We start from the raw sequence: 15,062 nt of genomic DNA, 5'->3' as shown, positions 1-15,062 counted from the left end.
AAGGTCTTGGAAATGTGCACGATCGACGCCGCACGCGTGCTTGGCCTCGACGATGAGATCGGTTCGCTGGAGCCCGGCAAGAAGGCGGACATCATTCTCGTCGATTTACGCCGGCCGCATCTCTATCCGGCCAACATGCCCGAATTCCGCGTGACCTACTTTGCCAACGGCAACGATGTTCACACCGTTCTCGTCGGGGGACGCGTGCTCCTGCGTGATCGCACCCCTGTCCATGTCGATCAGGACGCAATACTCGATGTGGCGCAGCGGGAGACCGAGCTGATGATCGAACGGCTGAACCTGCAAGACCTGCTCAAGACACCGGACATGTTCTGGCGGCACAGCCGCGACACCACGCTGATCGAATAAACGGGCGGAGCCCTCGATGGGACCGTCGGTAGGTCATATAGGAGAAAAATGAGGAGGCGATCCACGATGAAGGCATTGTTGTCGTCGTTTGCTCACCCAACGTTCGGGTTTGGAGAAAGCATTGTACGAACTGCAACTGCACAAGGCTGCCGCAAATGACGATGTCACGGCGATCGAGCGGCTGCTGTCGGAAGGAGCGCGCGTGGATGGGCGGGACGCGAACGGTCGCACGGCCCTTCTCGTTGCAACGCATGATAACAAGGTGAACGCCGCAAGAGCGCTGATCGACGCCGGTGCCGACGTCAACGCCAAGGACGCTATCAAGGATAGCCCCTATCTCTACGCCGGCGCGTGCGGTCGTCTCGAAATTCTCAAGATGACACTCGACCACGGCGCCGACCTCAAAAGCACTAACCGCTATGGCGGAACTGCGCTCATCCCCGCCGCGGAGCGAGGGCATATCGAGGCCGTCTCAATGTTGATCGCCGCCGGTGTCGACGTCGATCATATCAACTATCTAGGTTGGACTGCTCTGCTTGAGGCCATCATTCTAAGCGATGGCGGCCTCCACCACGTCGAAATCGTCAAGCGGCTGATCTCTGCCGGTGCCAACACCAGCATTGCCGACTCCTACGACGTGACGCCGCTGGTACACGCCAGGCGTCGAGGTTACAAGGCGATGGTCAAGTTGCTGGAGCCGCTCGCTAGGACGAGGTGATAGAGCTTTGGGACACAATGCCCAAGGCACCGTAATTTAATGTTGCGAAGCCGAATTTGGGAGTGCGACCTGGCTCAGGTGGGGTGAAGGTGTGCGATTCGCCGCAAGGCATCCACGACTGCGGCTCGCATTTCACAATGGCGGACAGATGGACTTGCGAGCGCATGGCCCTGCTCGCTGCGGATCGCGCCGCCCTGTTGCGCAACCAAAGCCACTCGTCGCTGCTGATACGCGGGCGGCATTCGACATCTACCGAAGTGGCCCCGCGGGCCGCGCGCGATCCTCCTAGTAGAAACGCTCCAGCCAGCGGTTGTCGCGAGAAACTAAGAAATCAATCTCCTGTCGATTAAGGGTACCAACCGGCTGCTTAGACACTGATCCGCCGCGAATTCGACAAATCGTCGGACCCATGAAGATGGATCTCTTTGTGTCGGCCAGCGAAACTCCCCAGTATCATGGCGATCACCGCAATGAGAGTAAATGCGAACGCCGCCAGATGCCACGTCGGGTCGAAAGTCCGCAAGATTCCGGCCAGCAGTGGACCGAGCGAAGCAATGAGGCTGCCGATGCCTTGCACCATACCGGACAGCGCTGCCGAGGCCTGCGGCTTGTTTGTGCGCAGCACAATTAGTGTCAGAGCAAGTCCGAACGACCCACCCTGACCCAATCCGAGCAGCAATCCAAAAGCGATAAGCGATCCCGTCGGTGCCATGATGCATCCCAGCAATCCTGTCGCGACGCATGTCATAATACCAATCGCCCATATGCTTTGCTGTCGATTGCGCGCCGCGAGCGTTGGGACCAACAATGCCGATACCGCCTGTGCCATAATCGACAAGGACGTAATCACGCCCGATTCTATCGCCGTTAGGCCACGATCCTGCAGGATCACAGGCAACCAGCCAAAGGTCACAAAGGCAAGTGAGGATTGCGCCGCCATGAACCCCGTTACCTGCCAGGCAAGAGGGTTTCGCCACAAAGACGAAGTGTTATTGCTTTCGCTCCTCGGCGATGACGTTACATGTTGCCCCACCGATGCCCAAAGCAATGTGGCCGCGAGCGCAGGAATTGCCCAGACCGAAAGTGCTGCGGCCCAGCCTGCAACGCCCGTTGTTTCTCCTGCCAAAAGAGCGATCGGCCCGCTGAGGCCAGCAGCACTTGCGGCTCCAAGGCAGAGCGACATCGTATGGATACCCATCATCAGCCCGATTTTCTGCGGAAACCACAGGCGCGCGACTGCCGGCATCAGGACCCCGGTCATGCCTATTGCCGTGCCGATAATTGCAGTTGCCAAAAAGAACGTTGCCGCGTTCTCGATCACCCTCAAAGTAAGACCGATCACTAGAAGCAGGAGAAATCCGGTAATCACCTTGCCAAGACCAAATCGCCCCGCAAGCCTCTCGGCGAATGGACCGAATAGCCCAAGACACAAAATCGGTAACATCGTCAGGATGCTAGCACCCGAAGGCGTCAGGCCGAGATCCCGTACAACTTGCGGCAAGAGCGGCGCCACGCTTGAGAGGCCGGGCCGCAGGTTGAATCCAATCAGGACGAAGGCCACAATCGACAGTGCCGCCGGGGCGGCTGTTCTTGATGTGAGCGCCAGGCTCATGCGAGTTCTCCAACGGAAAATGTGCGTTCGGGTGGGGAGCGTTAGCTCTGCCGTGGCGACAGGAATTTTCCGCCCGCTGCCACGAGGCGGCCACCACTCACCACGTGGCGCTCAATCGGTCGGTTGGCGAGCGCTTCGCCAATGGTTTCTGCTGGCAGATAGATGAAATTCGCTGGATTGCCGAGGGCGATGCCATAAGGTTGGAGATTCAGTGCCCTAGCGCCCCCGTGCGTCGCACAAGCGAAAGCATTGGCTAACTGAGCATCCTTCATCCAATTGAAGCGGAGGGCCAGCAGGAAGGCACGCTCAAGCATGTCGCCGTTGCCAAAGGGCGACCAGGCGTCCCGAATTCCGTCGGAGCCGCAACAGATATTGACGCCGAGACCCTGCAGAAATTCGACAGGAGGTACGGCAATATTGGCTGGCGCGCAGGTCACCAAGGAGATTCCGAGATCGGCCAATTTGCGACCGATCCCTTCAATCCGCGCCTCCGGGAACATTCCAAGGCAATAGGCATGGCTGATCATGACCTTGTTTTGAAGGCCCGACACCGCTGTGAATTCGGCGATGCGTTCGATCTGCCACAAGCCCAATTCGCCATGGTCATGTAAGTGGATGTCGATGCTACGACCATACTTTGCGGCCAGATCGAAAATCGTCTTAAGATGCGCTATTGGATCGTTATCGACACCCGCCGGGTCGATGCCACCCACGGTCTCAACGCCCATTTGCAGCGCTCGTTCCATCACCTCCACTGTGCCGGAACGGGTCAACATCCCGGTCTGGGGAAATGCCACGAATTGCAGATCGACGACATCACGATAAGCCTCACGCACGGCCATCATGCCTTCGACGTGGAGTAGTCCGAATTCTGGGTCGATATGGACGTGCGATCGCAAATGCAGCGAGCCGCGCGCGATACAGTCTTCCACCAAGCCGCCCGTTCGCGTCAGGATCGGCACATCGAGCTCGCGTAGGATCTCGAGCTCATTATTTATTCTATCCCTCCGCGTTGGCCCGGCCGTGTTCGGAAGCCATTTCATCCCCCACAGGGTTTTGTCCAAATGGGTGTGGCTGTCGACCAACGCCGGCAGCAAGAGCTGTCCGCCGCATTCGATCACTGCGGCACTATCAGACGGGGTGGTTAAACCGGCCGGCGCAATCGACGCGAATTTGCCGTCCTTGCAATGCAGATCGATGGCTACATCGTCCAACTGGCGAAGATTGCGATAGATCGTATGGGACATCATATCCTCGATGAAGTGAATTTTGGTTCGCTCGGAGCGACCGGAGGTATGCCCGGAGGCTTCCGCGGTGAAGACTTTTCTGATATTGTGTCTTCAGTATTTGTATACATTTTTTGGCGACCATCAATAGGAATTTCGGGCCAAGATCGACTTGACTTGAGGCCTAAGCCTAAAATAGCAATGATCCCTCAACAGGATAGACTGAAATCGGAGATCCCCAATGGGCAGACAGAACGCGCATCAGATGGTCGACACCGTCTACGCGGCATTGCACCGGTCCATTCTTGATCGACGCTTGCGCCCTGGACAAAAACTTAGGGAACAGGCTCTCGGTGAGCTTTTCAGCGTAAGCAGGACCACCGTTCGCGCGGCCTTACAGCGGCTTGAATCAGAAGGCCTGGTGACGATCGAACCCAATAAGGGCGCTTCCGTTTCCTTGCCGTCCGTCAACGAGGTCAACGATCTTTTCCGTGTCCGCCTCGTCGTCGAGACAGGTATCGCAGCGGATCTTTGCGGACGTCAGCCAGCGCCGCTAATCAAGCGCCTGCGCGAACATCTCGACAAAGAACAGCGGGCGATGGCGGCGAAGGACTACAAGACAATGAGCAAGTTACAAGGCGAGTTCCACGTACTCCTCGCCGAAGCGACCGAGAGCCGGAACCTCATCGAATTCCTGACGGGGATAATTTCACGGACGTCACTGGTCATCTCGGCATTTGAAGACGAAACACACAGCGCTTGCCGCTCGGATGAACACAAGACCCTGGTCGATTGCATTGAATCTGGGAACACGGCTGGGGCAATCACCTGCATGCGAAAGCATCTTGGTGATATCGAGGTGGCTGTCACCGCCAAGGCGCAGCAGATCGAAGACGGCTATCATCCCATGCAGCATTTGCTTGGCGAACTGTAGCCTTAGAATGAAGTGAAGCTTTTCACGAGTAAGGCTTTCGCCACGTTCTTGTAGCCCCCCAATCCTCGACAGCGTACCGTTTTTGCCTTAGGGCCCGATTGCGACCATTTTTTGGGCTCTATGCGGACCATACTTCTGGCGAGGAGCGCCAGAGGGATGGAGCCTTACATAATCGATTGTGGGGGTCGCGCGAAAGCTGGCTGCACGAGAGCTGGATTATTCGCCCCAGTCGTCGGCGATGATGCCGGCCCTGGTCGAGAGAGCCGGCCACAGGCACCTGGTCGCCAGCGGTGCTAGTCCGCTAGCCGCCCATCGCGACTTCGTCGTAGCGGTCCCGCTTCTCGGGCAATTCGAGCCACGGCAGTTCTCCATTGTCATCCATCGTAACACCACGGACCGCGGTTCACGTTCGGCAAAGAACGGACCATCGGTTAGAATGAGCGCACGCCAAAATTGGGGCTTGATCATCGCAACGCCTGCTGCTAGCCTTGGTTTCAGCGCAGGGATTGTCCTAAAATCCCTTTGTGGTTGGCGTGCCGATTTGCTGGTGTAATAACTGGATCAGATCGGAAATGCGCCCGAAAACCGTCTTTAGCCCTAATTTTGAATTGTCTCACGGCGCGGTGATATTTCGCGGCGCGTCCGTGCTTACGATGGACGCCGAGCAGCGTCTGCTAACCGACACCGACGTCTTAGTCGACCGTGGCCGCATCTTGGCGGTTGGAACAGGGTTACAGGCATTTGGGGCGCGTGTGATCGATGCGACCCATCACTTACTCATGCCGGGCCTGATTAATGGCCACATCCACTCACCGGCAAATTTTCTAAAGGGTGCGCTCGACGATGCGCCGCTCGAAATGTTTATGCTCTACGAAGTGCCGCCGCTCGCTTCGGCACCAGAGAGCGCCCATTTGTGCCGGCTTCGCACGTTGCTTGGCGCGGCTGAAATGTTAAAGCTGGGGGTCACTTCGGCGCACGATGACGCCTTTTTCAACCCCGTACCGACCGTTGAAACCATCGGCGCAGTAATGCAAGCGTATGCGGACAGTGGCATGCGCGCCAATGTCTCGCTCGATCAACCCAATATAGTCGAGTTCGATAAATACCCGTTCCTGAAAGAATTGCTGCCAGCTGACCTGCGCGCCCACATGGAGCAAGCGCCCCGGCAAAGTGACGCCGAACTTCTAGCCCTCTACCGTGATTTTATTCGCCGATGGCATGGCGCGGCAAACGGAAGGCTCCGAGTCTCTGTGTCGTGTTCCGCGCCGCAGCGGGTGACGGTGCCCTATTTCGAGGACCTGACTGCGCTTTCGGTTGAGCATGGGTTGCCGTTCATTGTGCACATCTTGGAGACCCGGCTACAGCGGGTGCTGGGGCAAGAAAAATACGGAAAGTCGCTTGTCAAGTACGTACACGACCTCGGGCTTCTCGACGAGCACAAGCTGGTCGTCCATGCTGTCTGGATTGACGACGAAGATATTGCGCTGCTGGCCGCTAGTGGCTGCACCGTTTCACACAACCCAATCTCTAATCTGAAGCTCGGCAGCGGTGTTATGCGGTGGCGTGCACTACGTGATGCCGGTGTACCGATCTGCCTTGGCACAGACGAAGCAGCCGTCGACGACACTGCAAACATGTGGGGTGTCGCTAAGGTTGCCGGGCTCATCCATAAGATCGCCGATCCAGAATGGACTCGTTGGCCACGGGCCGATGAAGTTTTGTACGATCTGATTGCGGGCGGAGCGCGTGGCATGGGCCTGCAACATCAGATCGGTCGCGTCGAACCGGGTTATGCTGCGGACTTGGTTCTGGTTGATCTCGATACGATTGCGTTTACACCGCTGAACGACATTCGCCGACAGCTGGTGTTTTGCGAAAACGGCAGCTCGGTGTCGCTGACTATGGTCGATGGTCGCATCGTCTATGAAGACGGCAAGTTGCTCACCATCGACGAGGCGGCGCTGCGCGCTGAAATACGCGCGGTAATGAGTGAGCACGCCGCCACGCTCGCTGAAACACGGCGCCAGGCAGATCGTCTCGCGCCCTTCTATCGGGAAATGTATCGGAAAAGCCTTCTCCGGCCTGTCGGGATGAACCGCTGGGTCGGTGCGCATGAAGAATAAGAAACAAAACCCCAGAAGGAGAAATACAATGACTAGATATTCAGGAAGTTCGAAAATATTCGTCGCGCTGGCGTTTGCCTTTGGCGTCACAGCCTTTGGAGCTGCTGCGGCGGAATTGAGGATTGCCGGTCCTGGCGGAGCGGGGCAGGCGGCCGCATCGGCATCAATGGTTAAGCCATATGCGGCTAAGGCCGGAATCAAGGTTGTCGAGGACGAATACGATCAAAAGCTCGCTGAAATTCGCGCTCAGGTAGAGGCGAAAAGCCTGAAGTGGGATGTTGTTATGGTTGGCCCATCAATCGGGCCGCTGGCGTGCGACGAGGGCCTTCTTGAAAATCTCTCGGGCAAGGGCATCGTGAACCAGGCGGACTTTGGGAAGCCGCTCAATCCCTGCCTTGCTCCCATGTTCTCATCGTCGGGCGTGCTCGTCTATAACGGCTCTAAGCTCGGTGACAATGGTCCTAAAACCTGGGCTGATTTCTGGGATGTCAAAAAGTTTCCGGGCAAGCGCGGTCTCTATAACGCGCCCAACGAGACCCTTGAACTGGCGTTGCTCGCCGACGGCGTTGCGCCTGCGGACCTCACCAAGGTGCTGACGTCGCCGGAAGGCGTGGATCGCGCTTTCAAGAAACTTGATGCGCTGAAACCAAACATCCAGTGGTGGAATAGTGCCAGCGAAGCGCTTCAGTTGCTCGCCTCCGGCGACCTTGCGATGACCTATTGCTGGAATGGTCGTGTCACCAAGGCAAACAGGGACGATAAACGCGACTTCCGCATTGCCTGGGATGCTGGCCATCTCAATGGCAGTGAATATTATGCCGTATTGAAGGGCTCGCCGAACATGGATGCTGCACTCGGCTTTATCAAGTTTGCGGCCGAACCGGAACAGCAGGCGGCTTTCACCAACGTCGCTCCATATGCGCCGCTTAACAATAAGGCGGTTGCACTCGTGGATCCAGCACTCGCAAACGTACTTCCGTCAAGCCACATGCAGACCGCCGTCGATCAGGATGACCCGGCCTACGTATCGTTCTGGCTGGACAAGATGGACAACCTTAACGAACGTTTCGCTGCCTGGCAGTCGAAGTAACCTGAGCTAATAGGGAACAACGACGGTGGAAAACGACAAGAAAGTCATTGCCCTCGCGGTGCGTGCAACGCGCCGCCGGGAACAGCTCGGCGGACTCGTCCTCGTCGCGCCCGCCGTCGTCTTCCTGTTACTGATCTTCGTTGCGCCGATCGCTTTGTTCGCTTGGCGCAGCGTCGACAACGCGGAAGCGTGGAGTGCTTTACCTCGCACACGGGCGGTTCTCAGAGCCTGGGATGGCACCGGTGGGCCACCGGAACCAGCAGCTGCGGCGCTAGTTGCTGACGTGAACAGCCTCGACCGCTCCGTCGCCGCGACGCTTGCACGTCGTTTGAATTATTCCGAGTCGGGGATGCGCAGCATGGTGATCGCCCTTCACGGTTTGTCCCTATCGCTGCAAAAGCCAGTGCTCGAACAACTCATCGCCTTAAATCCACGGTGGGGCGAGCATCGGATTTGGCAAGTCATCGACAACGAAAGTGGCCGACTGACACCCTACTACCTGTTGCGCGCACTGGACCTGCAACTTCGCGACGGCGGCCTAACAAAAGCTTCAGACCAGGACGGCACCTTCCGGGTGATTTTTGCGCGAACCTTTTGGATCAGCGGTATCGTCACCCTACTTTGCCTAATCGTCGGTTTCCCGGTCGCCTATGTTTTGGCGACGGCCAAAGGCTGGCTGGGGCGCCTCCTGTTCATCGCGGTCCTGCTACCGTTCTGGACGTCAGTCCTGGTCCGAACAATGTCATGGATACTGCTTCTCCAGCAGAACGGCATTCTCAACCGTTTCTTGATCGACCACCACCTTATCAGCGCACCGCTTACGCTGATTTATAATCGCACCGGCGTCTACATCGCGATGGTGCATGTGCTGCTGCCCTTTTTTGTACTGCCGCTTTATGGGGTAATGCTGAAGGTTGACCGCGCTCAGATATGGGCAGCGGCAAGCCTCGGCGCGCGACCGTTAGCAGTGTTCCGCCACAGTTATCTGCCTCAGGTCATGCCGGGCATAGTCGCCGGCCTGGTGTTGGTGTTCGTTACCGCGATCGGCTTCTATATCACACCGGTCCTGGTAGGTGGCGGCGGCGACCAAATGGTCAGCTACTTTGTTGCCTTCTATACCAATTCCTCGGTTAACTGGGGTATGGCCGCCGCACTCGGCACGCTTCTCCTTATCGCCACCTTTGTCTGCCTTGGCGCGTTTCGGCGCGTGATGGGCACTGCTGCTGTGAGCGGACGATGACTGAACGCACGCACCTTACCGTCACTGAGCGAGCTGCCGATATCGGCGCCAAGATCGTCGCCATCGCTGTTGCCATCTTCTTGGTCGCACCCATCCTGGTGATATTCCCACTGTCCTTCACATCGGCGACGCTGATGGTTTTTCCATTGCCCGGGCTCTCGATGCGCTGGTACGCCGACTTCTTCACCAATCCAGTATGGTTGTCGGCGCTCCGCAATAGTGTCCTGTTGGCAGTTGTTACAACGCTGGTTGCTACCAGCCTCGGCACGGCCGCGGCCCTCGGTCTGGTACGCTTGCCTGCCCGTCAGCGGGCTGTCGTGTCGACATTGCTGCTTAGCCCCATGATCGTGCCGGTCATCATCGTCGGCGTGGGTATATTCTTTTACTTCGCCCGCTTCGGCCTTGTCGGCACGTTCTTGGGCCTTGTGCTCGCCCATACGACGTTGGCGCTGCCGTTGGTGGTTATCGCGGTTTCAGCGACGCTCGCCGGCTTCGACCCAAATCTCTTGCGTGCCGCATATGCCTCGGGCGCGGGTCCCTTTGCTGCCTTCTGGCAAGTGACGCGCCCGCTGGTGATGCCCGGCATCGTCACTGGCGCAGCATTCGCCTTCATTACCTCTTTCGATGAAATCGTCTGCGTGATCTTCCTCGGCAGCCCAGAATTTCGCACGCTGCCTCGTCAAATCTGGAGCGGTGCGAAGGAGACGGTGTCGCCGACCATTACCGTCGCAGCCGTGTTTCTCGTTATTGCGTCGGTCATGATGTCGCTAATCGTTGAGGCCCTCCGGCGCCGTACCCGAAAACTGACCGGAGCAAAACAGCAATGACCCAACAGGATGGTAAGCACACACTGATACGGGCTCGATGGCTGGTCGGCTTCCAGGATGGGGAACACCGACTGATTGAGGACGGCGTCGTCGTCGTGCAGGGCGACCGCATTGTCCACGTTGGGAAAGAATGGGAGGGGGAGCCGGACGAAACTATCGACGCGCGCGACTGCTTGGCCATCCCCGGACTCATTAGCACTCACGCCCATGTCGCCGCGCAAGTAACGGACCGGCTGGTGCTCGATGGTGGCCGCCGCGACTTCATGCGCTCAGGCTTCCTCAACTGCGCGCCGCGGAAGCTTTTAGGAGGGCCTAGCCTCGGCTCCTACGAGGACGCCGACGCCTCAATCGCCTATGCGTTCGCCTCATTGCTGCGCCACGGTGTCACCACCATCGTGGAGGCCGGAAACACCGGCGATGTAGGCGATATCATGCTGCAGCACATGGGCGCCTGCGGTGCCCGGCTCTACTACTCGCCAGCGTTCGTGACCGGCGAATATTTCGTCGATAGCGATGGCCGCCTGGTGGTGCACCGCGACGAGCAACTGGGTTTCGACGGACTCGAGCGCGCAATCCGCTTCATCGAGGACCATGACGGCGAATTCGGCGACCGCTACCGCGGCATCCTCAATCCGGACGAGTTCTATCTTTCGACGCCTGAGCTCCGGCGCCGCACGAGGGAAGCCGCCGACCGGCTCGGCGTTGGCATCACCATGCACTTCTGCGAGCAACTGTTTGAATTTCACGAGACGGTCCGGCTGGCCGGTCGCACCCCCGTCCAGGTGCTTGCCGACGAAGGCTTCCTCGCACCGGATGTGCTACTCGGCCACTGCATCTACATAGCAGGTCATCCGATGGTCGCTTATCCGTGGGAGGGCGATCTTGAACTAATTGCCGGCGCAGGAGCGACAGTCGCGCACGCCCCGCTAGCCCTCGCGCGCCGCGGCGTGTTCCTATCGACCTTCGATCGATACCAGAGGGCCGGCGTCAACATCGGCATCGGCACCGACAGCTATCCATACGACGTAATCGCAGAAATGCGCATGGCATCTCTGGCAGGCAAGCTCATAGGCATGGACAATGAAGCAGCCAAGGCGCGCGATGTTTTCAACGCAGCGACCCTGGGCGGCGCCAAGGCTCTCGGCCGCGATGATCTCGGACGGTTGGCGCCAGGAGCTAAGGCGGACATCGTGCTGGTTAATTTTGACAATGTGGCGATTGGCCCGGTCTGGGACCCAATCCGCAGCTTGGTAATGTGTGCGTCGGGCAACGACGTCCGCACCGTGCTGGTTGGCGGCAAGATTGTCGTTGATCAAGGCCGCGTACTGTTCGCTGACGAGCACGAACTTTTGAGAAAGGCGCAGATATCATGCGAGACAGTCTGGAAAGAATTCCCGGGGACGCACTGGATCGGACGTCCACTGGCGGATGTATTCCCGCCGGCGCTCCGACCTTGGCAAGCGGCGCCGACTGTCCTATCATGACCCGCGCCCACCTCGGAAAATCCGATGTGCTCGTGCGCTTCACAGGTGTCAACAAAAGCTACGACGGCGAAACGCTGGTGGTGCGTGACCTTGATCTTGAGGTGAGGCGCGGTGAGTTCCTATCGCTGCTCGGAGCGTCGGGCTCCGGCAAGACAACCACCTTGATGATGTTGGCCGGTTTTGAGCGCCCAACCTCGGGCAAGATCGAGCTAGCCGGCCGGCCGCTCGACAATGTACCTCCGTGGCAGCGCGACATCGGCATCGTGTTTCAGAGCTATGCCTTGTTTCCGCACATGACTGTATTCCAGAACATCGCGTTTCCATTGAAGCAGCGTCGCCGCCCCGCCGGGGAGATCATCGAGCGCGTAAACGGGATATTGTCACTGGTCAAACTCGAGCAAATGGCCGATCGGCTACCGGCCCAACTTTCGGGCGGCCAGCAGCAGCGTGTGGCACTCGCTCGCGCATTGGTGTTCGATCCGCAGCTCGTGCTGATGGACGAGCCCCTTGGCGCGCTCGACAAGCGCCTTCGCGAGCATATGCAGCTTGAACTTAAGCGTATCCATGATCGCGTCGGTGTCACGATTGTCTACGTCACTCATGATCAAAACGAAGCGCTTGCCATGTCTGATCGCGTCGCCGTATTTGCCCATGGGCGTATTCGCCAATTGGCCGCACCGAGCGAGCTCTATGAGCGGCCCACGGATGCTTTGGTCGCTGATTTCGTCGGTGAGAACAATCGTATTGATGGCACTGTGATTGAAGCGAGCGGGCAACACTGCCGCATTCGCAGCGAAAGCGGATTTGTAGCTCGTGCCCTTATGCCGAATCCTCTTGCCGTCGGGACGCGCGCCATCCTCACCTTGCGACCAGAGCGGCTCATGATTGGGGACCTCCCCGACTGCGAAAACCGTCATAGCGCTACTGTCAGTTCGCTCGTCTATCTCGGTGATCACGCGCGCCTTGATATTGCGCTTACAAGCGGCGAGTCGCTGACAGCCAAGATTTCCAACGACGCCCGGCTGCAGCTACCGGCTGTTGGTGAAACCGTCACAGCATCCTGGCGCAACGAAGACTGCCGTGCGTTCGCCCTCGAAGGTAACCGATAATGCTAGACTCAAATCGCAAATGGAAAACGCATATAAAAAATGCCGCATGGGCAGTCGTATGGAACGAAGAAACCAACTCGCATGCCTATCGAAACGGTTGCGATATCGTTTTTGAGGGCAACACAATCACATATGTCGGCGGACCGTGGCAGGGTGTGGCCGATGAGGTGATCGATGCAGACAGTCGATTAATCATGCCGGGCCTTGTGAACATCCACTGTCATTCACGATCCGGCCCGATCGGCAAAGGCATCATGGAGGAGCTAGGTACACCGACTTTTTGGATGAGCGGCCTTTATGATGCCAAAGCAGCCTTCTGGAAAGGAAGTTCGGTGCCTGGCGACGAGACGACGCCCGCTGCTTCCTCGCGACTGACCTACCACGAGTTGCTCCTGGGCGGCGTAACTACGGTGCTCGATCTGTCCGCACGGTATGATGCTTGGCTCGATGTTGTCGAAGAGAGCGGCCTGCGCTGTGTGGTTGGCCCGTGGTATGCCAGCGCGGACTGGTCTACCAGGAACGGCCACGAGGTCGAGTATCTCTGGGACATTAAGGCGGGGCGGGACCGTTTTGACGCTGCTATTAAGCTGATCGAACGGGCGAATGCTCATACCTGCGGCCGGCTGACCGGCATTCTTGCGCCCGACACGCTTGACACTACGGATGAAGATTTGCTGGGCGACACCCTGCTTGTGGCGGCAGACAAAGGTTGGCCACTTACCATCCATTGTGCAGAAAGCATGGTCGAGTTCCACGAATTCACGCGTCGCACCGGCAAGACGCCGGTCGCTTACGCGAAGTCCAAGGGCGTTCTCCGACCAAATGTGATTCTCGGCCATTGCATTTTCCTCGACACGCATTCCTGGCCGCACTGGCACACGCGTGAAGACCTCCGCTCGATCGCCGAGAGTGGTGCGGCGGTTGCCCATTGCCCGACGCCATTTTCACGCTATGGGGTGACTATGGAGAGTTTGCCCGCCTACATCGAGGCAGGCGTTACAATGGGCATCGGTACCGACACATTTCCGCACAATATGCTCGAAGAGATGCGACTAGCATTGACCCTGGCACGCGTCGCCTGCGAGGACATGACGCGCATCTCCATAAGCGACGTCTTTCACGTGGCGACTGTGGGGGGCGCTAAGGCCCTCGGCCGAACCGATATTGGCCGTATTTCCGTTGGTGCAAAGGCCGATTTAGTGTCAATCGACCTAACCGATCCGAGCATGCGCCCGCTGCGCGATCCGCTTAAAAGCTTGATTTACTCGGCTGCCGATCGGCCGGTTCGCGATGTTTGGATCGATGGGCGTCAAGTGGTTTTCGCAGGTAAAGTGCCGCAGATTGACGTGGAGGCCGCCGCACTTGCGGTTGAGGCAGCTCAACGAGCCGCAGAAATATCAGTTCCAAAAGTGGACTGGGCGGGCCGTGGGGCACGCGAACTGGCTCCGTTGACGCTTGCAACGCTTTGCTGAAATTTGGAGACACGCGCGCCGATGCGAGTCAGTTCTGCGGTCTGGAATGTCGACGCCTGCTCTCGATACCTCGGGTCCCGTGACGACCGTCACCATCATCCTGTCGCGCCTGGCATTTTGACGATGCTGCGTCGCCGTCAGTCAAGGATAAGCTAACCTGATGCGCATTCTTCTGGTCAATCCCAACACAACGGCCTCGATGACGGAAAAAGCGGCGATTGCGGCTCGCGCCGTCGCTGCAGCCGGCACGGAGATCGTCCCGGTGACGTCGCGCATGGGGCCGGCCTCTATCGAAGGCCATTACGATGGCGCGCTTGCGATCCCGGGCCTGCTTGCGGAACTCAAGGACCGACAGCCGGAGGGCTATGACGCGGCAATCATCGCCTGCTTCGATGACACCGGCCTTGAGGCCGCCCGGACGTTCTGCGACGTGCCAGTCCTCGGCCTATGCGAGGCCGCGGTCGCAACCGCGGGCTTCCTTGCCCAACGGTTCACGGTAGTGACGACCTTGGAGCGTTCACGCGTGCTCATCGACAACCTTGTTCGTCGTTACGGCATGGGTGGACGCGCGAAGGTGCGGGCGTCCGATATTCCCGTCCTCGAACTCGAGGATGCCGCCTCGGGCGCAATCGCCAAGCTGCGAGCGGAGATCGAAAGGGCGCTTGAGGAAGACGGCGCCGAAGCCATCGTGCTCGGCTGCGCCGGCATGACGGACCTTGCGCGCATGTTGCAGACTATTTACGGCGTTCCGGTCGTCGACGGGGTCTCGGCTGCCGTCAAGCAGGCCGAGGCGCTGGTTTCACTCGGCCTTTCCACAAGCAAGCGCGGCTCCTATGCCGCGCCGCTGCCCAAGCCCTT

The 15,062-nt window shown here is 58.5% G+C and carries 13 protein-coding genes; 11 read left to right on the top strand and 2 right to left on the bottom strand.

Annotated elements, in window-relative coordinates:
* A partial coding sequence (locus AB4048_RS27480; RefSeq protein ID WP_442205143.1) for an amidohydrolase family protein occupies positions 1–369 on the top strand: 369 nt, incomplete at its 5' end.
* 121 nt (positions 370–490) lie between these two features.
* On the top strand, positions 491–1,087 hold the full coding sequence (locus AB4048_RS27475) for an ankyrin repeat domain-containing protein (protein WP_442205142.1): 597 nt from the start codon (positions 491–493) through the stop codon (positions 1,085–1,087).
* A gap of 367 nt (positions 1,088–1,454) precedes the next feature.
* Here AB4048_RS27475 and AB4048_RS27470 read toward each other — a convergent pair whose 3' ends face one another.
* On the bottom strand, positions 1,455–2,699 hold the full coding sequence (locus AB4048_RS27470) for an MFS transporter (protein ID WP_442205141.1): 1,245 nt from the start codon (positions 2,697–2,699) through the stop codon (positions 1,455–1,457).
* A gap of 41 nt (positions 2,700–2,740) precedes the next feature.
* On the bottom strand, positions 2,741–3,946 hold the full coding sequence (locus AB4048_RS27465) for an amidohydrolase family protein (RefSeq protein ID WP_442205140.1): 1,206 nt from the start codon (positions 3,944–3,946) through the stop codon (positions 2,741–2,743).
* A gap of 220 nt (positions 3,947–4,166) precedes the next feature.
* Here AB4048_RS27465 and AB4048_RS27460 point away from each other — a divergent pair, with 220 nt between their 5' ends.
* From AB4048_RS27460 to AB4048_RS27420, 9 genes are all read left to right on the top strand, one after another.
* Entirely contained in the window at positions 4,167–4,859 is a 693-nt protein-coding gene (locus AB4048_RS27460; RefSeq protein WP_442205139.1) for a GntR family transcriptional regulator, read from the top strand.
* 572 nt (positions 4,860–5,431) lie between these two features.
* Positions 5,432–6,982, top strand: coding sequence for an amidohydrolase family protein (locus AB4048_RS27455; RefSeq protein ID WP_442205138.1), 1,551 nt, complete (start codon positions 5,432–5,434; stop codon positions 6,980–6,982).
* Positions 6,972–8,072 carry an ABC transporter substrate-binding protein gene (locus AB4048_RS27450; protein ID WP_442205137.1) on the top strand — a complete coding sequence of 367 codons (1,101 nt, stop codon included), beginning with the start codon at positions 6,972–6,974 and terminating at the stop codon, positions 8,070–8,072. The genes AB4048_RS27455 and AB4048_RS27450 overlap by 11 nt, the downstream gene beginning before the upstream one ends.
* Before the next feature lie 25 nt (positions 8,073–8,097).
* Positions 8,098–9,312: an ABC transporter permease gene (locus AB4048_RS27445; protein ID WP_442205136.1), complete on the top strand. Its 1,215-nt coding sequence runs from the start codon at positions 8,098–8,100 to the stop codon at positions 9,310–9,312.
* Positions 9,309–10,139, top strand: a complete 831-nt coding sequence (locus AB4048_RS27440) for an ABC transporter permease (RefSeq protein WP_442205135.1) — start codon at positions 9,309–9,311, stop codon at positions 10,137–10,139. Before AB4048_RS27445 ends, AB4048_RS27440 begins: the two co-directional genes overlap by 4 nt.
* Entirely contained in the window at positions 10,136–11,623 is a 1,488-nt protein-coding gene (locus AB4048_RS27435; protein WP_442205134.1) for a chlorohydrolase family protein, read from the top strand. Before AB4048_RS27440 ends, AB4048_RS27435 begins: the two co-directional genes overlap by 4 nt.
* Positions 11,620–12,732, top strand: a complete 1,113-nt coding sequence (locus tag AB4048_RS27430) for an ABC transporter ATP-binding protein (RefSeq protein ID WP_442205133.1) — start codon at positions 11,620–11,622, stop codon at positions 12,730–12,732. Before AB4048_RS27435 ends, AB4048_RS27430 begins: the two co-directional genes overlap by 4 nt.
* Complete coding sequence (locus tag AB4048_RS27425; protein ID WP_442205132.1) at positions 12,732–14,204, top strand: amidohydrolase family protein; 1,473 nt, start codon at positions 12,732–12,734, stop codon at positions 14,202–14,204. Before AB4048_RS27430 ends, AB4048_RS27425 begins: the two co-directional genes overlap by 1 nt.
* Before the next feature lie 160 nt (positions 14,205–14,364).
* On the top strand, positions 14,365–15,062 hold a 698-nt coding region (locus AB4048_RS27420; protein WP_442205131.1), incomplete at its 3' end, for an aspartate/glutamate racemase family protein.

This window comes from Rhizobium sp. RAF56 (assembly GCF_052113965.1).
Classification (GTDB): domain Bacteria; phylum Pseudomonadota; class Alphaproteobacteria; order Rhizobiales; family Rhizobiaceae; genus Rhizobium.
The sequence above is the reverse complement of the archived record's forward strand: the minus strand, read 5'-3'. Positions and strand labels throughout refer to the sequence as shown.

What these genes read in the sequence shown, in the direction of transcription:
- AB4048_RS27470 (WP_442205141.1), bottom strand. Translation starts at nt 2,699, where the DNA reads ATGAGCCTGGCGCTCACATCAAGAACAGCCGCCCCGGCGGCACTGTCG.
- AB4048_RS27465 (WP_442205140.1), bottom strand. Translation starts at nt 3,946, where the DNA reads ATGTCCCATACGATCTATCGCAATCTTCGCCAGTTGGACGATGTAGCC.
- AB4048_RS27460 (WP_442205139.1), top strand. Translation starts at nt 4,167, where the DNA reads ATGGGCAGACAGAACGCGCATCAGATGGTCGACACCGTCTACGCGGCA.
- AB4048_RS27455 (WP_442205138.1), top strand. Translation starts at nt 5,432, where the DNA reads ATGCGCCCGAAAACCGTCTTTAGCCCTAATTTTGAATTGTCTCACGGC.
- AB4048_RS27450 (WP_442205137.1), top strand. Translation starts at nt 6,972, where the DNA reads ATGAAGAATAAGAAACAAAACCCCAGAAGGAGAAATACAATGACTAGA.
- AB4048_RS27440 (WP_442205135.1), top strand. Translation starts at nt 9,309, where the DNA reads ATGACTGAACGCACGCACCTTACCGTCACTGAGCGAGCTGCCGATATC.
- AB4048_RS27435 (WP_442205134.1), top strand. Translation starts at nt 10,136, where the DNA reads ATGACCCAACAGGATGGTAAGCACACACTGATACGGGCTCGATGGCTG.
- AB4048_RS27430 (WP_442205133.1), top strand. Translation starts at nt 11,620, where the DNA reads ATGACCCGCGCCCACCTCGGAAAATCCGATGTGCTCGTGCGCTTCACA.
- AB4048_RS27425 (WP_442205132.1), top strand. Translation starts at nt 12,732, where the DNA reads ATGCTAGACTCAAATCGCAAATGGAAAACGCATATAAAAAATGCCGCA.